Raw genomic sequence first — 19,209 nt, 5'->3', positions numbered from 1 at the left:
AGTAGTGCGCCTGGGGTTCCGGCCTTCCGGCCCGCTCCCGCGGCGCAGGAAGAACATTACCCGAAGGTGGACGGGGCTCCAAAACGAGTATCCGAGCCGAGCAGGGACGGCAGTTCGGCGAGGGAGGCGATGCGGTGCGGCCCGACGGGCGGGTCGATCGTGGCGTACAGACCGCCCCGGTCGATCCACACCGACAGCAGTCCGGCGTCGGCGGCACCCCGTCCGTCGATCTCCGGGTGGTCGCCGACGTAGGCGACCTGGTGCGGCGGCAGTCCGAGGTATTCGCAGGCCGCGAGGAACGCCCCGGCCTCGGGCTTGGAGATGCCGAGCTCGGCCGCGCACAGGATGGTCTCGAAGCGGTCGTGGACGCCGAGGGCACGCAGCTTGCGGTCCTGGACGTGGAGGCTGGAGTTGGAGAGCACGGCGTGCCGGTGGCTGACGGAGAGGGCGTCGAGGACGGGCAGGACGTCCGGGAAGAGGGACCAGACCGCCTCGTAGTGGGCGATGTACCGCTGGAACCACGCGTCGGCCTCGGCGTCGGTGAGGTCCCGGTCGAGGAACACCCGCACGCGGTCGCGCCGCTGGCCCTCGAAGGTGGACTCGCCGGCCGCGAAGCGTGCCCATTGCAGGTCGGTGATCTCCCGCCAGCGGGCGATGGCCTGCTCGACGGTCTCGTGGTCGTCGAGCAGGCCCTCGGCCGTGAGATGGGCGCGCATGCCGAGGCGGTCGGCGGAGGTGTAGTCGAAGAGGGTGTCGTCTACGTCCCAGACCACGGCGTGGATGCGCATACTCCGACCGTACCCACCGCGTTCCGCTCTCAGCCCGGGTTCATGGTCCCGGAGAGCGTCAGGTCGGGGCCCTGGCCGTCGCGGGGGTGAGCGGTGAGCTTCCAGGTGTAGGGGCCGCCCGTGGCGCCGCCGCCGCTGTCGGTGGTGCCGTCCCAGGCGGGGCGTACGGCGGCCCCGGTGGAGGCGCCGGTCAGCGTGCGGACGGGCTTGCCGAAGGCGTTGATGAGGGTCAGGGTCCAGGTGGAGGGCTTGTTCAGCTGCCAGACCGGGGCCCAGGGGAACGCCTTGCCGATCACGGACGGCGCGTGGACCTGGGCTTCCATCTGCGCCAGGGGCGAGGTGGGGACGCCGCTGGGGACGATCGACACCTCGCCGTACGTGCCGTTGAGGTAGGCGATGGGGCCGCCGAAGCGGTCGACGGCCCAGCGGCCGTTGCTGCCGCCGGTGTTCTGGTCCGTGGCGGGCAGCTTGACCAGGGTGCGGGTGGTGGCCGTGCCGGTGTGGAAGTCGGTGAGCAGCAGCTCGTGGGTGGTGCGGTTCTCCCGGAGCAGGAAGCCGTCGGCGAGGCGGGCCGGGCCGAGGTCCGCCGGGACCGTGATCTTGCGGCCGGTGGCCCGGTCGTGGACGCCCGCCGAGCTGCCGCAGGACCAGTACAGCCAGGTGTTGACGGCCTGGATGTCGGTGAGGGTGCAGGCGGCGCCGGTGGTGATGGTGGTGGTCGAGCCGGTCTTGAGGTTGCGGCCGGTGACCTGGCCCTGGGTGCTGCCCGGGGCCCACAGGGTCTGCCCCCAGACCGCGGCGGCGGTGCGGTCGCGGGTGAGAGTGGTCTCCCCGGCGGTCGCCCCGCGCGGGAAGTCGACGACCCGCTGCTTGCCGGAGCCGCCGTTGTACAGCACGTAACGGCCCGTGCCGGCGCCGATACGGCCGCGGGAGTCGCCGTCCGTGGGCTCACTGAGGACGGTGGTGGTGTCGAGGCCCACGCCGACGACGGATTCCTCGCCCGTCCCGGCGGTCCACAGGTGACTGACCCGGCCGTCGCCGAGGGCCTCCAGCTGGGGGCAGGCGGCGTCGCCGGTGAGGCAGGTGGACGGGCTCAGCCCCGGGCTGCGGCGGGTCTGGGGGCCGTCGGGTCGGCCGGTGGCGTCCAGCCGGAAGCTGCTGTAGCGCAGTGAGGCTCCGGGCGTCGCGCCGTAGAGGAACAACTCCCCGCCGGCGACGGCCAGTCCCTGCACGCCGGTCGCGGCGGCGCGGACCCGGGCCACTTCGGTGGTGGCGAGGCCGCCGGTGCCGGTGGAGGTGATGCGGTGGATGTTCCAGTCGAGGCTGGAGGGGCCCGCGGTGGCCAGGGCGCCGCCGTCCAGGGTCGGGCCGATGCCGCCGAACGACGAGGCCAGCACGGTGGTCGACGCGCCGGTGACCAGGGAGCGGGCGGTCAGCGCGGCCTCGGTGCCGCCCAGGACGAAGGCCGGGTTGCCGATCAGGAGTTGATCGCCGACGACGGCTTCGAGCTGGGCGTCGGTGCTGGTGAGGGCGGTGGGCTCGGTGCCGGGTCCGGCGTCCACCCGGATCGCCTGCCAGTCGGCGACGAGCCAGCGATCGTTGAAGGCGAGCTGCGGGGTCGCGGTGTCGCCGGTGACGTACGTGCGGAAGGCGCCGTCGGAGAGGTCGACCAGGCCCACGGACGTCTTGCCGTCCAGCGTGTAGACGATCGCGAGGCGGGCGACCGAGCCGCCGGTGCGGTAGAGGACGGGCCGGGCGCCCGCGGGGAAGCCGGTGACCGGGGTGTCCACGGGGAGGGTGCCGTCGACGGTACGCAGGACGTGCAGGGCGCCGGTGCCGTCCATGGTCAGCACGCTCCAGCCGACGGCGGCCCGGTAGGCCTGGCCGGTGGGGATCGTGACGGTGGCGGTGGCGCCCGTGGAGCGGTGTTTCTGGGCGACGGTCCGGCCGTCGAGGGTGTTGAGGACGTCGGTGCCGCTGGCGAGGTCGTCCGGGCCGGCGTGGGCGGGCGGGACCGCGTCGGGGTAGTCCACCGTGGTGACCGTGGTGGTCCCCGGCCGGTACTGGAAGCCGGACGCGCCGGCCCACGGGTAGTCGACGGTCACGCGCTTCTCGGTGACGAGCCGCACGGTGCCGGACGGCTCGTCGGCCTCGGGCGCGGCCTGCGCGGGTGCGGTGAGCACCGTGCAGGACAGGGCGACCAGCCCGCCGACGGCCGCGCGGACGAGTCTTCGTGAACGGATCATGCTTCTCCCCCTGTACCAGGGCGCACACGCGCACCGTGCGCACAGGGGGCATCCAACGTCCCGTGCGGGGACGGGAGTTGCCCGGAAGAGTGAACTCCGGGTGACGGCTGGGCGGACACGGCGAGGGCGGCGCCCGAACCGGACGCCGCCCTTGCCGCTCGGAGTGTCGCGTTACGCGGCCAGCTTCGCCAGCGCCGCGTCGATCCGGGCCAGGGTGGTCTCCTTGCCGAGGACCTCCAGGGACTCGAAGAGCGGCAGGCCGACCGTGCGACCGGTGACGGCGACGCGGACGGGGGCCTGAGCCTTGCCGAGCTTCAGGCCGTGGGCCTCACCGGCGGCCAGGACGGCCTCCTTGAGCGACTCGGCGGAGGTCCAGTCGGCGGCCTCCAGCTTCTCGCGGGCCGTGCGCAGCAGGGCGTCCGAGCCCTCCTTCATGGCCTTCGCCCAGCTGGCCTCGTCCTCCACCGGCTCCGGCAGGAACAGGAAGTCGACGTTGTCGGTGATCTCGGAGAGCACCTTGAGGCGGGTCTGGGCGTGCGGCGCGATGGCCTGCCACTTGGCCTCGTCGAAGGCCTCCGGGGCCCAGGGGGCGAACGGCGCCTGGAGCCACGGGCGGCAGCGCTCGGTGAAGTCCTTCACGTCCAGCATGCGGATGTGGTCGCCGTTGATGGCCTCGCACTTCTTGAGGTCGAAGCGGGCCGGGTTCGGGTTCACGTCGGAGATCTCGAACGCCGCGATCATCTCATCGGTCGTGAAGATGTCCTGGTCGGCCGAGAGGGACCAGCCGAGCAGGGAGAGGTAGTTGAGCAGGCCCTCGGGGAGGAAGCCGCGCTCCCGGTAGAGGTTGAGGGAGGACTGCGGGTCGCGCTTGGAGAGCTTCTTGTTGCCCTCGCCCATCACGTACGGCAGGTGGCCGAAGGACGGGATCTCCTTGGCGACGCCCAGCTCCATCAGCGCCTTGTAGAGGGCGATCTGGCGCGGGGTGGAGGAGAGCAGGTCCTCGCCGCGCAGGACGTGGGTGATCTCCATCAGGGCGTCGTCGACCGGGTTGACCAGCGTGTAGAGCGGGGCGCCGTTGGCGCGGACGATTCCGTAGTCCGGGACGTTCTCCGGGGTGAAGGTCAGCTCTCCGCGGACCAGGTCGGTGAAGGTGATCGTCTCGTCGGGCATCCGGAAGCGGACGATCGGCTCGCGGCCCTGGGCCTGGTACTCCTCGACCTGCGCGGCGGTCAGCTCACGGCAGTGGCCGTCGTAGCCGGAGGGCTTGCCGGCGGCGCGGGCGGCCTCGCGGCGGGTGTCCAGCTCGTCCTGGGAGCAGTAGCAGCGGTAGGCGTGGCCGGCGTCGAGCAGTTTGGCCGCGACGTCCTTGTACAGGTCCATGCGCTGCGACTGGCGGTACGGCGCGTGCGGGCCGCCGACCTCGGGGCCCTCGTCCCAGTCGAAGCCCAGCCAGCGCATCGAGTCGAGCAGCTGGGTGTACGACTCCTCGGAGTCGCGGGCGGCGTCGGTGTCCTCGATGCGGAAGACCAGGGTGCCCTGGTGGTGCTTGGCGAACGCCCAGTTGAACAGGGCGGTGCGGACCAGGCCCACGTGGGGGTTACCGGTGGGCGAGGGACAGAAACGGACGCGTACTGGAGTGCCGGGTGCGCTAGCCACGCTTGACAACCTTGTTGGTGAGAGTGCCGATGCCTTCGATGGTGACGGCGACCTCGTCGCCGACGTTCAGGGGGCCGACCCCAGCCGGGGTGCCCGTGAGGATCACGTCGCCGGGGAGCAGCGTCATGGCCTCGGAGATGTTGACGATCAGGTCCTCGATGGAGTGGATCATCTCGCTGGTCCGGCCCAGCTGGCGCTGCTGGCCGTTGACCGTGAGCTGGATGGTGAGGTCGCTCGCGTCCAGGTCCGTCTCCACCCAGGGGCCGAGCGGGCAGGAGCTGTCGAAGCCCTTGGCCCGGGCCCACTGCTTCTCGCGCTTCTGCACGTCGCGGGCGGTGATGTCGTTGGCGCAGGTGTAGCCGAAGATGACGTCCTTGACGCGCTCGCGCGGGACCTCGCGGCACATCCGGCCGATCACCACGGCCAGCTCGGCCTCGTGGTGCACCTCCTCGGAGAAGGAGGGGTACTGGATCTCGTCGCCCGGGCCGATCACCGAGGTGGACGGCTTGAAGAAGGCGAAGGGGGCGTCGGGCACCTCGTTGCCCAGCTCGCGGGCGTGCTCCGCGTAGTTGCGACCGAAGGCCACGACCTTGTTGGGCAGCACCGGCGGCAGCAGCCTGACCTTGCTCACCGGCACCTTCGTACCGGAGAGCTCGAAGTCCGCGAACGGGATGCCCTTGATGATGTCCAGGACGAGTTCGTCCTGCTTGTCGCCCTCGATGGCGCCGAAGGCGACGTTCCCGTCGATGGAGAACCTGGCGATGCGCACGGGATGCTTGGCCCCTTGACTGAAGCGGCTGGAGTCTGACGGTCCAGGCTAACGCGGGGAGGTCCTCCCGCCCCGCGCATTGTGAAGGGGCGCCCCGTCACGCGGGGCGCCCCTCCGAAATCCGTGTCCTGCCGCCCTGAGCATCCGGCGGCCGGCACGCGTACTACCAGGTGTCATTCCGCGGCCGCGGCGGCCGCGACGGGGATCTCCATGAGGACGGTGCGCTTGGGGTTTGCGGTCTGGGCCGGGAGTTCGACGGGGTGCTCCGGCCGCTCCGGCGTCTGCAGTTCGTCGGCGTCGTCCAGGTGAGCCAGCGTCGTGCGTCGCGGGTTGGCGATCTTGTGGAACATCGTCGTCGTCTTCACTGTTTACTTGACCCTGTCCTGTGACGGGCGCCGGGAGGGTGTGTGAAACCTCCGCACGGGCGCGGGTTGTCGGTTGTGTCATCGCTGTAAAGCGCCAGGCTAAACATGCGATTCCCCGGCTCGTTCGCGCGAAGGCCATGATCGGCATGTGAGTTTCCTCACGAATCAGAGGGCGAATCGGTCAATTCGGACCCCTGCCTCACGGCACCGAAACGGACATTGACTCACTGAAGCCATCATTCCGCTCCTGATCATGGCGACTGGGACACCCGGCACCGCTCGGCGACTCGCGGACTAACGCCCGAAATGGGTGAACTCGCCTTCCACGGCCGGTGATCCGGCCCTCACGTGGTGTCACCTACATCACGGCTCGGCCTACGGGCCTTGTTGGAGATCCTGTGCTGTGCTGGAATCTCACGGACCGCCGCAGGATCGAGCCGGCGCACAGGGGGCGCACAGTCGCGCCGGGTGGCGGCGAGAGGGGGAGCCAGCGCCGGTCACTCAAGACCACCACGGGGGCGTTTTTCAGGGCGTCCCCAGAACGCCGACACCGTGCCCCGCCGTTCAGGCGACGGGGTGCCTGGTCCAGAGGTTGCGACGCTAGTGCAGGGACGTTTCAAGAGGGATGGCAACGCTTCGGCGGGGCCGGAGCCGCACGGCGGGACTGGCCCCATGACTGGCGGCCCCTCGCCCCAGCACGCCCAGAACCAGGGCCCGGCCGGTGACGGCGGTGAGCGCTCCGGGCGCCCCGGCACGTCGACCCCCTCGGGGTCCGCGAGCCCTTCCCCGGCGCTGAAGCCGCCCACGGGCCCGACCGGCCCCGGGCCGCGAATAGCCCTGCGCAACTGGCGCATCTCCACGCGACTGGTGTCGCTGCTCGCCCTCCCGGTGGTCGCGGCCACCTCGCTGGGCGCGCTGCGTATCAACCAGTCCATGGACGACATCCAGCAGCTCGACAACATGAAGCTGCTGACGGACATGACCAAGCAGGCCACCGAGCTGTCGGCCGCGCTCCAGGAGGAGCGCGACCAGTCGGCCGGCCCGCTCGCGCACGGCGGCAAGGCGACCGACTTCACGGTCAAGGGGCTTCGCGAGAAGACCGACCGGGCGCGCACGAACTTCCTCGACTCGTCCGAGGAGATCGACAGCGCGAGCAAGGACGGCAACCTCAAGGGCGTCCGCGACTACCTCGTCCAGATCGCCGGCGAGCTGAACAACCTCGAGCAGATCCGCAAGGGCGCCTACGCCTCCGAGGGCAACTCGACGCAGACGATCGAGGGGTACCACCGTCTGATCGAGAACCTGATCGACCTCTCCCAGGACATGGCCGAGGCGACCAGCAACCCGGACATGATCCAGCGTACGCGTGCGCTCGCGGCGTTCTCCTCCGCCAAGGAGTACTCCTCGATCCAGCGCGCGGCCCTCGCCGCGGCGCTGCCCGCCAGCAACACCACGGCCGGCGAGCTCTCCCCGAACGACCGGCTCTACGCCCAGTCGGCCCTGGAAAGCCAGGACTCCGAGCTCCGCACCTTCAAGAGCATCTACGGCGAGGACGCCGCCACCGAGTTGCTCAAGCCGATCGAGGACGGCGGCAACTCCACGATCAAGGCGACCGACACCTACGCGGGTCGCGCCCTGGTCTCCGCGAGCGGTCTCGCCCAGCAGGACAAGCGGTCCTACCGCGACTGGCTGGACGACAGCTCCACCAAGATCCAGCAGATGAAGAACATCGAGCACACGCTGCTGGAGGAGATGGAGCAGAAGGCCCGCGAGCTGCGCAGCGCCACCGAGCGCGACGCGATCATCTCCGGTGCCCTGATCCTGATCGTGCTGGGTGTGTCGCTGGTCGGCGCCTTCGTCGTGGCCCGCTCCATGATCCGCTCGCTGCGCCGGCTGGAGGACACCGCGACCAGGGTCGCCTCCGACCGTCTGCCCGAGCTGGTCAAGCAGCTGTCCGAGTCCGACCCGCAGGACGTCGACACGTCCGTCGAGTCGGTCGGCGTGCACTCCCGGGACGAGATCGGCCGGGTGGCCGCGGCCTTCGACGACGTGCACCGCGAGGCGGTCCGCCTCGCCGCCGAGCAGGCCCTGCTCCGGGGCAACGTCAACGCGATGTTCACCAACCTCTCGCGCCGCTCCCAGGGCCTGATCCAGCGCCAGCTGTCGCTCATCTCCGAACTGGAGTCCCGCGAGGCCGACCCGGACCAGCTGTCCTCGCTGTTCAAGCTCGACCACCTCGCCACCCGCATGCGCCGTAACGGTGAGAACCTCCTCGTCCTCGCGGGTGAGGAGCCCGGCCGCCGCTGGACCCGTCCGGTGCCGCTGGTCGACGTGCTGCGCGCCGCCGCGTCCGAGGTGGAGCAGTACGAGCGCATCGAACTGGCCTCCGTGCCGACCACCGAAGTGGCCGGCCGGGTCGTCAACGACCTCGTGCACCTCCTCGCCGAGCTGCTGGAGAACGCGACCTCCTTCTCCTCGCCGCAGACCAAGGTCAAGGTCACCGGTCACGCGCTGCCCGACGGCCGGGTGCTGATCGAGATCCACGACACCGGTATCGGCCTGTCGCCGGAGGACCTCGCGGCGATCAACGAGCGGCTCGCCTCTCCCCCGACGGTGGACGTCTCCGTCTCCCGCCGCATGGGCCTGTTCGTGGTCGGCCGTCTGTCCCAGCGGCACGGCATCCGCATCCAGCTGCGCCCGTCCGACTCCGGTGGTACGACCGCGCTGGTCATGCTGCCCGTCGATGTCGCCCAGGGCGGCCGGAAGCCCCAGCCCAAGCAGCCCGGTCAGTCTCCCGTCGGTGGCGGTCCCGCCGCCGCGCAGGCCGCCGCCGGTGCGGCAGCGGCCCGGCGTGCCGCCGGTGCCGGCCAGGGGGCCGGTGCCCTCGGCGCCGGTGCGTCCGGCGGTGCCTTCGGTGGCGGTGCCTCCGGCGGTGGCCGGCTCGCTCCCGGTCAGGGCCCGCGGGCCGCGCTGCCCGGGCGTGACGGGGACGGTGGCCGTCCCGGAGCGCAGGGCGGTGCGCGCGGACCGCAGGGTCCCGGCCCGTCGTCGTTCGAGCAGAGCGGCCCCCCGCAGGGCCGTCCGTCCCCGGCCGGTGCCGGTGGCGGGTTCGGTCAGCAGGCGCCGGGCGCCCCGCAGGGTCTGCAGGCCGCGGGCACCAACGGGCCGCAGCAGGGCCAGGACGCCTTCGGCGGTGGCCGGAGCCGGAAGAAGCAGGGCGGCAACGCCGAGCAGGGCAAGGGCCGCAGGCCGCAGCTGCCGCCGCGCGGTGGTCCGCGGGCCGAGCTGCCCGGTGGCGACGCGCAGCAGCGTGTGCCGAGCTGGAGCGACGAGAACGCCCAGCCGCCGGTGCCGCGCGCGTCGCTGGACGTCCCGCGCGGCCACGAGGAGCAGCCGGACGTCTCCCGTACGTCCGCCCTGCCGCGCGTGGACGACCGTCAGGGTCCCGGCGCGACGGCGGAGATCCCGGCCGTGCCGCGCGACGACGACCGGCAGGGCTTCGGCTCGCCGACCGACTTCGGCACCGCCCAGGACCCGTTCGGTCCCGGCGCGAACGCACAGCAGGGCCAGGGCCAGTTCGTCCGCCCGGACGTCTTCGGCACCCCGGGCGGCCGACGCGACTCGTCCACGTCGGGCCAGTACCCGGCGCCGCAGTCCTACGACAACGGCTCGACGGGCCAGTACCCGGCGCCGCGCCAGGAGAACGGGTCAACCGGCCAGTACCCGGCCCCGCACCAGGAGAACGGGTCAACCGGCCAGTACCCGGCGCCCCGCCAGGAGAACGGGTCAACCGGCCAGTACCCCGCACCGCGCCAGGACAACGGCTCCGGGCGGCCCACCCTCCCGGGTCCGGCCACGCCGGCCGACCCCGCGGGCACGGGCCGGTACGAGCAGCCGCAGGTCAACGGCGGCCTGGGACCGGCCGACTTCGGCGCCCCGCGTCCGCCCGCCCCGCAGGCCCGCCCGGTCCGGCAGGAGCCCGAGGCCCTGCCGCCGGCGTCCGGTCCCGGCGATGGTCGTACGCCGCTGTACGACACGCTGGAGACCAACTGGTTCCACGGCCAGCAGGAGCAGCAGCCGCAGAACAACGGCTCCGCTCCGGCCGCCCCGCAGCAGCCGCAGGGACCCACCGGTCCGCAGCGGTCCGCCGCCCCCGCCGGCTGGCGCACCTCGCCGAACGACGACCTCGTCCGCCAGGCCGAGCGAGTCCGCCAGCCCGCCGCGGGTGGTGTCACCACCTCCGGCCTGCCGCGCCGGGTGCCCCGGGCGAACCTCGTCCCGGGCACGGCGCAGCAGCAAACCCACCAGAGCGGTCCTCAGGTCTCGCGTGCGCCCGATGACGTGCGCGGCCGGCTGACCAATCTCCGTCGGGGAATCGCACAGGGTCGTCAGGCCGGGTCCACCCAGACCGGCAGCCACCCACGGCCCACTCACCAGCAGGAGCGTTAGTTGAGTCCGATGAGCCAGGCGGCACAGAATCTCAACTGGTTGATCACCAACTTCGTGGACAACACCCCCGGGGTGTCCCACACCGTCGTCGTGTCCGCCGACGGTCTCCTCCTGGCGCTGTCGGAGGGCTTCCCGCGCGACCGCGCGGACCAGCTCGCGGCCGTCGCCTCGGGCCTGACGTCGCTGACGGCGGGCGCTTCCCGGATCTTCGAGGGCGGTGACGTGGCGCAGACGGTCGTGGAGATGGAGCGAGGATTCCTCTTCCTCATGTCCGTCTCGGACGGCTCGTCCCTGGCGGTCCTCGCCCACCCCGAGTGCGACATCGGCCTCGTCGGCTACGAGATGGCGCTCCTGGTCGACCGCGCTGGCGCGGTCCTCACCCCCGACCTGCGAGCTGAGCTCCAAGGCAGTCTGCTCCACTGATCGGCCCCGGCACCACCCGTCTCACCACATCACCGTCCGGCTGCCACACACCCCACAAAGGCCCCGTCAGACGGCTTGCTGACCGACTTGCTGTCCCGCCCGGAGGACCCATGACCCCGCCCACCGCCTCTCATGATCCGTACGCGGAGCCGTACGAGGACGAGGGCGACCAGCCGCTGGTTCGGCCCTATGCCATGACCGGCGGCCGGACACGGCCGCGCTACCAGCTGGCCATCGAGGCACTGATCAGTACGACCGCGGACCCCGCCGCACTCATGGGACTGCTCCCTGAGCACCAGCGGATCTGTCACCTCTGCCGTGAGGTGAAGTCGGTGGCCGAGGTGTCGGCGCTGCTGAACATGCCGCTGGGCGTGGCCCGGATCCTGGTCGCGGACCTCGCCGAGGCCGGTCTCGTCGCGATCCACCAGCCGGGCGGCGACGACGCCACCGGTGCGCCGGACGTGACACTGCTCGAAAGGGTGCTCAGTGGACTTCGCAAGCTCTGACCCGGGTCGATCCACCACCTCCGCGAAGATAGTGGTGGCGGGTGGCTTCGGCGTGGGCAAGACCACGTTCGTGGGCGCCGTCTCGGAGATCAACCCGCTGCGGACCGAGGCCGTGATGACCTCGGCCAGCGCGGGCATCGACGACCTGACCCACACCGGGGACAAGACCACCACCACGGTGGCCATGGACTTCGGCCGTATCACCCTGGACCAGGACCTGATCCTGTACCTCTTCGGTACGCCGGGCCAGGACCGCTTCTGGTTCATGTGGGACGACCTGGTGCGCGGCGCCATCGGCGCGGTGGTGCTCGTGGACACCCGGCGCCTGGCCGACTGCTTCCCCGCCGTCGACTACTTCGAGAACTCGGGTCTGCCGTTCGTCGTGGCCCTCAACGGCTTCGACGGGCAGCAGCCCTACCAGCCGGAAGAGGTGCGCGAGGCGCTGCAGATCGGACCGGACACCCCGATCATCACGACGGACGCCCGGCACCGGGCCGATGCGAAGAGTGCCCTGATCACGCTGGTCGAGCACGCTCTGATGGCACGGCTGAGGTAGCACCCAATTCAGGAGCGCCATACGGCAGTTGTCGTAGATACACCGGAGCCGGCTGTGTCCTTTGACACGGTCGGCCAAGGTGTTCATAACGTTTCGGCAGAGGAATCTGGTGGTACGGCCACGCGTCGCGCACATCCGGTCTCGCTGCGCTCACAACAGCCCCGCCTTTTGGCGGGGCTCGCTCTTTATGACCGTTTTATCTGGGGCTTACATCACGTCGAATCCCCGCCCCGGACTGTTTGGAAGAGCGCAGGTCGTCGTGCTGGAATGCCTGAACTGCCCAATAGTCAATGACGTACTCGTCCATCGAGTCGTGTTGGGCTCTGAACACTGCGGCACAACGTTGGTGCCGACCGCCGAGAGGTTGTTGGTCGAGTGAGGCGAAGCAAGAACAGTCCCGAGCCGTCGGCCCGGGGCAACTTCACCCCGCCGCCGCGCACAGCGGCGCCCGCCCCCGTGCCCGGTTCGGAACCGACGGCCGCACCCGCCGAGAGCGGCGGCCGTCTCTCCCCGCGCAACTGGCGCGTGGCGACCAGGCTCAACGCGATCCTGCTCATACCCGTGCTGGTCGGCCTCGTCATGGGCGGCTTCCAGGTGAAGGGCTCGATCGACACCTGGCAGGAGGCCGAGGACGCGGAGAACACCGCGCGCCTCGTCCGCGCATCGCTCCTCTACGCCAACGCCCTCTACATCGAACGTGACGCGTCGGCGGCGCCCCTGCTGAAGGGCAGCGCCCAGAGCGCCCAGGACAAGGCGACCGTCACCCAGGTCCGCAAGGCCACCGACGAGGCGTCCGACGCCTTCGACGCCGCGGCCCAGAACATGCCGGCCAAGCCCGGCCTGGAGCGCCGGCTGAAGCTTTTCCGCAAGGTGGAGCCCGAGCTGGCCACCCTGCGCCAGGCCGCTTACACCAACAAGCTCCAGGGCGTCCAGACCGAAGAGGGCTACGTCGAGGTCGCCCACCCGCTGACGGAGTTCGCCAACGAGCTCGGTCTCGGCACCGGCAACATCACCAGCTACGGCCGGACCGTGTACGCCATCGAGCTCACCAAGGCGGCCCTGTCGCTGCAGCGCTCCATCGGCATGCACATCCTGGTCAAGCCGGGCCCGGACGCCGGCAACCTGGCCAGCCAGCGCATCGCCCTCTCCTCGTACGCCTACCTCGAGCGCATCGCCGTGCAGGAGTACATCGGCGGTGGCACCGAGCAGGACGCGGCCAAGCTCGAGGAGGCCGAGGCCAAGATCAGGGCCGACGGTGCCGCGATGGCCCGGGAGGCCAAGGCCAAGAACCCGGACTACGTCCCGCCGCCCGCCAAGCTGACGACGATGATCTCGGGCGTGGCCACGCTGCAGAGCACGGACCCGAGCGCGCGCGCCGCCCTCGCCGAGCGGGGCATCACCGCCGAGAACTGGTGGGCGGTCAACACGCTCAAGTTCAACGCGTACGAAAAGATCGAGACGGACCTGGCCGACAAGGCCGTGAGCGAAGCGTCCGACATCGCCGACGACGCCCAGCGTGACGCCTACATCACCGGTGCCGCCGTCGTGGTCGCCCTGCTTCTCGCGTTCATCCTGGCCGGCGCGGTCGCCCGCCAGATGAGCCGCTCGATGCGCCAGCTGCGCAACGCCGCCTTCGGTATCGCCGAGCAGCGTCTGCCGATGCTGGTCGACCAGCTCTCCCGTACCGACCCCGGACGCGTCGACACCCGCGTCCAGGCCATCCCGATCTCCACGACCGACGAGATCGGCGAGGTCGCCCGCGCCTTCGACCAGGTCCACCGCGAGGCCGTCCGGCTCGCCGCCGAGCAGGCCCTGCTGCGGGGCAACATCAACGCGATCTTCACCAACCTGTCGCGCCGCAACCAGTCGCTGATCGAGGGCCAGCTGACCCTGATCACCGACCTGGAGAACAACGAGGCCGACCCGGACCAGCTGGAGAACCTCTTCAAGCTGGACCACCTGGCGACCCGTATGCGCCGCAACGGCGAGAACCTCCTGGTCCTCGCCGGCGAGGAGCCCGGCCGCCGCTGGGACCAGCCGGTCCCGCTGGTCGACGTGCTGCGCGCCGCCTCCTCCGAGGTGGAGCAGTACGAGCGCATCGAGCTCTCCGGCGTCCCGGAGGCCGAGATCCACGGCCGTGCCGTGACCGACCTCGTGCACCTGCTCGCCGAGCTCCTGGAGAACGCCACGACGTTCTCCTCCCCGCAGACCAAGGTCCGCGTCACCGCGACCCGTCTCCCCGACGGCCGCGTGATGATCGAGATCCACGACAAGGGCATCGGCCTCACCGCCGAGGACTTCGCGGACATCAACCACAAGCTGGCCAACCCGCCGACCGTGGACGCCGCGATCTCCCAGCGCATGGGCCTGTTCGTGGTCGGCCGGCTGTCCGACCGGCACGGCATCCGGGTCCAGCTGCGCCCCTCGGGCGAGCAGGCCGGCACGACCTCGCTGGTCATGCTGCCGGACGCGATCACCCACGGTGGTGGCGGCGAGCAGCACGTGGACCGCGACGAGTTCACCGTCTCGCAGATCATCCCGGAGCAGAACTTCGGCGGCGGCGGCGAGAACTTCAACCAGCAGCCCATGCGCACGGCCGCGGAGCTCGGCTTCGACGACAGCCGTTACTCCGAGGTCCCCGACGACATACGCGAGCTGGACCCCGTCGGCCGCTCCCTGATGCGCGAGGAGCGCCGGGCGGCCCTGGAGGCCCAGTCGCACGAGCAGCCCGCTCTGCCCGGGCAGAGCGGGCAGGAGCCGAACCAGGCGACGGGGTACCGCGACGAGTACAACGCCGGACAGGGCTACGACACCGGGCAGGCCTACGACACCGGCCAGTCCGGCTACCCGGAGCAGCAGCCGTCCGCGTACGACCGCCAGGCGCCGTACGAGGAGCAGCAGGCGCCGTACCAGGAGCAGCAGGCGCCGTACCAGGAGCAGCAGCAGGCGTCGTACGAGGAGCCGCAGCGGTCTGCGTACGACGAGCAGTACTACGCGCCGAACGGTGGTCTGCCGCAGAACGACACCTTCTCGCCGAACGGCGGCTACCCGGAGCCCTCCTATCCGGAGCCGGCCCAGGAGGAGCCCTCGGCTCCGGGCACGGGGGGGCAGGGCGGTTTCGCCGCGTTCGAGCAGCGGCGCCACCAGGACGACTGGCCTCAGCAGGACGGTTACCAGAACGGCTACCCGAGCCAGTACCCTTCTCAGGCCCCGGAAACGGAATCTGCGCAGGCCGCTGACGCAAGTGAGCAGGACCGCGTAGGCTTCGACCGTCCGGGATCGAGCCCCTCCGCCGCTCACACGATGACCGACGCCGGGCTTCCCCGCCGTGGGGCCACCGCGAGCGGTGCGAACGGCACGGGTGGCGCACGGCATGTGAGCCAGGAGCCGCCGGCCTCCGCTCCGGAGAGCAACGGCGACGACTGGCGCTCGGCCAACGACGAGCGGTGGCAGCAGGCTTCGCAGCTCCGGAAGCCCAAGGCGGGCGGGGTCACCTCCTCCGGCCTGCCGAGGCGGGTGCCCAAGGCCAACCTGATCGAGGGGGCCGCCGAGAGCACCCCCCAGGGAGGCCCACAGATCTCCCGCGCTCCGGAGGACGTCCGGGGCAGGCTGAGCAACCTGCGTCGGGGCGTCCAGCGCGGACGCAGCGCAGGCAGTGAAACGAACGGCCAGGGCTTCGGTCCTGACAGCACCTACAACCAGGAGCGTTAGTGTGAGCCCGATGAGCCAGGCGGCACAGAACCTGAACTGGTTGATCACCAACTTCGTGGACAACACCCCGGGGGTGTCCCACACGGTGGTGGTCTCCGCCGACGGACTCCTTCTGGCGATGTCCGAAGGCTTCCCCCGCGACCGCGCCGACCAGCTCGCGGCCGTCGCCTCCGGTCTGACGTCGCTGACGGCGGGCGCTTCCCGGATCTTCGAGGGAGGCGCCGTGAACCAGACCGTTGTGGAGATGGAGCGGGGGTTCCTCTTCATCATGTCCGTATCCGACGGTTCGTCGCTCGCCGTTCTCGCACATCCGGAGGCGGACATCGGCCTCATCGGGTACGAGATGGCGCTGCTGGTCGACCGAGCCGGTACGGTCCTGACACCGGACCTTCGCGCAGAGCTCCAGGGGAGCCTGCTCAACTAACAGACGGACGGTGCGTTTTGGCGTCCCGTGGCCGTAAGGTTTCGGGACGCGGCTCCACAGCGATGGGTGCCAGGCACAGTCGGAGGAGGAGAAAGTGGCAACACCCCCAGGCGGTTCGCCTTCGGGCAACTGGTCGTACGGCCCTGCCCAGGGCCAGGGCGACGGTGGTCAGAACCCGAACCGTTACAACTTCCCCTCCGCACCGAGCCACCGGCAGCCGTACGCGCCGCAGGGCCCCGGCCCGTCGCCGTACGACCAGCCGCCGGCCCCGCGCATCCAGCCCGTGCAGCCGCAGCGCCGCGCCCCGGAGCCGGCGCCCGGCGGGGCGTCGAACACCCACAATCCGTTGGTGCGTCCGTACGCCATGACCGGCGGCCGGACCCGCCCGCGCTACCAGCTCGCCATCGAGGCGCTGGTGCACACCACCGCGCAGCCGCACCAGATGCAGGGCCAGTTGCCCGAGCATCAGCGGATCTGCAACCTCTGCCGGGAAATCAAGTCGGTCGCCGAGATCTCGGCGCTCCTCACGATCCCTCTCGGCGTGGCCAGGATCCTCGTCGCCGACTTGGCGGAGGCGGGACTGGTCGCCATCCATCAGCCCGGCGGCGACGAGAACGCCGGCGGCCAGCCAGACGTGACACTGCTCGAAAGGGTGCTCAGTGGACTTCGCAAGCTCTAGCGGAGGGCCTTCCCGCTCCACCACGTCCGCGAAGATCGTGGTGGCTGGCGGCTTCGGCGTGGGCAAGACCACGTTCGTGGGTGCCGTCTCGGAGATCAATCCGCTGCGCACAGAGGCCGTCATGACGTCCGCTTCGGCCGGCATCGACGACCTGACCCACACCGGGGACAAGACGACCACGACGGTCGCCATGGACTTCGGCCGTATCACCCTGGACCAGGACCTGATCCTGTACCTCTTCGGTACGCCGGGCCAGGACCGCTTCTGGTTCATGTGGGACGACCTGGTGCGCGGCGCCATCGGCGCGATCGTGCTGGTCGACACGAGGAGGCTCGCCGACTGCTTCCCCGCCGTCGACTACTTCGAGAACTCGGGCCTGCCGTTCGTCATCGCCCTGAACGGCTTCGACGGCCAGCAGCCGTACACGCCGGACGAGGTCCGCGAGGCGCTCCAGATCGGCCCCGACACCCCGATCATCACGACGGACGCCCGCCACCGCGCGGACGCGAAGTCGGCGCTGATCACGCTGGTCGAGCACGCGCTGATGGCTCGTCTGCGGTAGTTCCCCCGCTGTGGGACAGCCCCTGGCGGCCTCTGGGCTGCCGGGGGCTGTCGCGTTGCCGGGTGCAGGTGGATCGTGGCTTGTCACGCAGTTCCCCGCGCCCCTCACGGCGCGCACCCCCAGGGCTACGAACAAAGGGCCCCTCCGTGTGGAGGGGCCCTTTGTTCGAAGGGTGGTCAGCGCCAGCTGTGCGGGGCGCGGAAGCCCGGCTCGCGCTCCAGGCGGCGCCAGCCGGCCTTGATGCGGCCGCGGTGGGCCGGGGCCGGGTCGGTGGGGCGGGCGGCGGCGCGGGCCAGGAGGATGGCCGTGATGGCGGCGACCTCCTCGGGCTCGGCGTGGCCCTTCTCGACGCGGATATCAGCAGATTCCATGAGTGTCAGTCTCCGTGAGGAAGATGTCCGCCGGGTTACTGCGGCGGGTTGCCGTGCTTGCGGGACGGCAGGTCCGCGTGCTTGGTCTGGAGCATGGCGAGGGACTTGATGAGCACCTCGCGGGTCTCGGCGGGGTCGATGACGTCGTCGACCAGACCGCGCTCGGCCGCGTAGTAGGGGTGCATCAGCTCGGACTTGTACTCCTTGACCATGCGGGCCCGCATGGCCTCGGGGTCCTCGGCGTCGGCGATCTGGCGGCGGAAGATGACGTTGGCCGCGCCCTCCGCGCCCATGACGGCGATCTCGTTCGTCGGCCAGGCGTAGGTGAGGTCGGCACCGATGGACTGGCTGTCCATGACGATGTACGCACCTCCGTAGGCCTTCCGCAGGATCAGGGAGATCCTGGGCACGGTCGCGTTGCAGTAGGCGTAGAGGAGCTTCGCGCCGTGGCGGATGATGCCACCGTGCTCCTGGTCGACGCCCGGGAGGAAGCCGGGCACGTCCAGAAGAGTGATGATCGGAATGTTGAACGCGTCGCACATCTGGACGAAGCGGGCCGCCTTCTCGGAGGCCTCGATGTCCAGCACACCCGCCAGGGACTGAGGCTGGTTGGCGACGATGCCGACGACCTGGCCGTCCATCCGGCCCAGCGCGCAGATGATGTTGCGGGCCCAGCGCTCGTGGACCTCCAGGTAGTCGCCGTCGTCGACGATCTCCTCGATGACCTTGGCCATGTCGTACGGCCGGTTGCCGTCCGCCGGGACGAGGTCCAGGAGGACGTCCGAACGGCGGTCGGCCGCGTCCGAGGGCTCCGTGCGGGGCGGGTTCTCGCGGTTGTTCTGCGGGAGCAGGGAGATGAGGTAGCGGACCTCGGCGATGCAGGTCTCTTCGTCGTCGTAGGCGAAGTGACAGACACCGGACGTCTCGGCGTGGACGTCCGCGCCGCCCAGGCCGTTCTGCGTGATCTCCTCGCCGGTGACCGCCTTGACGACGTCGGGGCCGGTGATGAACATCTGCGAGGTCTCGCGGACCATGAAGACGAAGTCGGTGAGGGCGGGGCTGTAGGCCGCGCCGCCGGCGCACGGGCCGAGCATCACCGAGATCTGCGGGATCACGCCCGAGGCCCTGGTGTTGCGCTGGAAGATGCCGCCGTAGCCGGCGAGCGCCGAGACGCCCTCCTGGATGCGGGCGCCGGCGCCGTCGTTCAGCGACACCAGCGGGGCACCGGCCGCGATGGCCATGTCCATGATTTTGTGGATCTTCGTGGCGTGGGCCTCGCCCAAGGCGCCGCCGAAGATGCGGAAGTCGTGCGCGTAGACGAAGACCGTGCGGCCCTCCACCGTGCCCCAGCCGGTGATCACACCGTCGGTGTAGGGCTTCTTGGCCTCCAGGCCGAAGCCGGTGGCCCGGTGCCGGCGCAGCTGCTCGACCTCCCGGAAGGAGTCCGGGTCGAGGAGGAGTTCGATGCGCTCCCGCGCGGTCAGCTTGCCCTTGGCGTGCTGCGCGCTGGTCGCCTTCTCGCTCGGTCCGGCCACCGCCTGCGCACGGATCTCGTGCAGTTCGGCCACGCGTCCGCGCGAGTCGGTCGGCTCACCCGGCGCCTCATCCAAAACGGTCATGTAGTGACCTTACGAAGCCGAGCGAGGAATGCGGGCCGTCGACTCCTCACAGTCTCCGGCGTGTTTTCCTGGTACCCCTGAACAG

15 protein-coding genes are annotated in these 19,209 nt (G+C 70.7%); 8 read left to right on the top strand and 7 right to left on the bottom strand.

Features of this window, described 5'->3' with window-relative positions:
• Positions 1-56: 56 nt before the first annotated feature.
• The 5 genes from A4E84_RS28415 to A4E84_RS28395 form a co-directional block, all read right to left on the bottom strand.
• A complete protein-coding gene (locus tag A4E84_RS28415; RefSeq protein WP_062929259.1) occupies positions 57-788 on the bottom strand; it encodes an HAD family hydrolase in 732 nt (243 codons plus the stop codon).
• Positions 789-817: 29 nt separating this feature from the next.
• Complete coding sequence (locus tag A4E84_RS43035) at positions 818-3,034, bottom strand: hypothetical protein (protein ID WP_062929258.1); 2,217 nt, start codon at positions 3,032-3,034, stop codon at positions 818-820.
• 171 nt (positions 3,035-3,205) lie between these two features.
• Complete coding sequence (gene gltX / locus A4E84_RS28405; protein ID WP_079129150.1) at positions 3,206-4,690, bottom strand: glutamate--tRNA ligase; 1,485 nt, start codon at positions 4,688-4,690, stop codon at positions 3,206-3,208.
• Positions 4,683-5,459: a fumarylacetoacetate hydrolase family protein gene (locus A4E84_RS28400; protein ID WP_033313200.1), complete on the bottom strand. Its 777-nt coding sequence runs from the start codon at positions 5,457-5,459 to the stop codon at positions 4,683-4,685. Before A4E84_RS28400 ends, gltX begins: the two co-directional genes overlap by 8 nt.
• 173 nt (positions 5,460-5,632) lie before the next feature.
• The gene (locus A4E84_RS28395; RefSeq protein ID WP_062929256.1) at positions 5,633-5,824 is read right to left on the bottom strand and encodes a hypothetical protein; all 192 of its coding nucleotides are present in this window, start codon (positions 5,822-5,824) and stop codon (positions 5,633-5,635) included.
• Positions 5,825-6,427: 603 nt separating this feature from the next.
• Here A4E84_RS28395 and A4E84_RS28390 point away from each other — a divergent pair.
• From A4E84_RS28390 to A4E84_RS28355, 8 genes are all read left to right on the top strand, one after another.
• Complete coding sequence (locus tag A4E84_RS28390; RefSeq protein ID WP_062929255.1) at positions 6,428-10,273, top strand: sensor histidine kinase; 3,846 nt, start codon at positions 6,428-6,430, stop codon at positions 10,271-10,273.
• 9 nt (positions 10,274-10,282) lie between these two features.
• A complete protein-coding gene (locus A4E84_RS28385) occupies positions 10,283-10,696 on the top strand; it encodes a roadblock/LC7 domain-containing protein (RefSeq protein WP_030231800.1) in 414 nt (137 codons plus the stop codon).
• 110 nt (positions 10,697-10,806) lie between these two features.
• Positions 10,807-11,202, top strand: coding sequence for a DUF742 domain-containing protein (locus A4E84_RS28380; RefSeq protein ID WP_030851927.1), 396 nt, complete (start codon positions 10,807-10,809; stop codon positions 11,200-11,202).
• Positions 11,183-11,758 (top strand): GTP-binding protein, encoded by a 576-nt coding sequence (locus tag A4E84_RS28375; protein WP_062929254.1) that lies wholly within the window; start codon positions 11,183-11,185, stop codon positions 11,756-11,758. Before A4E84_RS28380 ends, A4E84_RS28375 begins: the two co-directional genes overlap by 20 nt.
• Positions 11,759-12,133: 375 nt before the next feature.
• On the top strand, positions 12,134-15,469 hold the full coding sequence (locus A4E84_RS28370; protein WP_062929253.1) for a sensor histidine kinase: 3,336 nt from the start codon (positions 12,134-12,136) through the stop codon (positions 15,467-15,469).
• 10 nt (positions 15,470-15,479) lie between these two features.
• Positions 15,480-15,893, top strand: coding sequence for a roadblock/LC7 domain-containing protein (locus A4E84_RS28365; RefSeq protein WP_003993185.1), 414 nt, complete (start codon positions 15,480-15,482; stop codon positions 15,891-15,893).
• 94 nt (positions 15,894-15,987) lie between these two features.
• Positions 15,988-16,572 (top strand): DUF742 domain-containing protein, encoded by a 585-nt coding sequence (locus A4E84_RS28360; RefSeq protein ID WP_062929252.1) that lies wholly within the window; start codon positions 15,988-15,990, stop codon positions 16,570-16,572.
• Positions 16,553-17,134 carry a GTP-binding protein gene (locus tag A4E84_RS28355; RefSeq protein ID WP_014675207.1) on the top strand — a complete coding sequence of 194 codons (582 nt, stop codon included), beginning with the start codon at positions 16,553-16,555 and terminating at the stop codon, positions 17,132-17,134. Before A4E84_RS28360 ends, A4E84_RS28355 begins: the two co-directional genes overlap by 20 nt.
• Before the next feature lie 176 nt (positions 17,135-17,310).
• Here A4E84_RS28355 and A4E84_RS28350 read toward each other — a convergent pair whose 3' ends face one another.
• Positions 17,311-17,505 carry an acyl-CoA carboxylase subunit epsilon gene (locus A4E84_RS28350; RefSeq protein ID WP_033313207.1) on the bottom strand — a complete coding sequence of 65 codons (195 nt, stop codon included), beginning with the start codon at positions 17,503-17,505 and terminating at the stop codon, positions 17,311-17,313.
• Positions 17,506-17,540: 35 nt separating this feature from the next.
• Entirely contained in the window at positions 17,541-19,124 is a 1,584-nt protein-coding gene (locus A4E84_RS28345) for an acyl-CoA carboxylase subunit beta (protein WP_062929251.1), read from the bottom strand.
• Between the last annotated feature and the right edge of the window lie 85 nt (positions 19,125-19,209).

The organism is Streptomyces qaidamensis, from assembly GCF_001611795.1.
GTDB lineage: Bacteria > Actinomycetota > Actinomycetes > Streptomycetales > Streptomycetaceae > Streptomyces > Streptomyces qaidamensis.
Note: the sequence above shows the minus strand (reverse complement) of the source record. Positions and strands in the feature narration are given on the sequence as shown.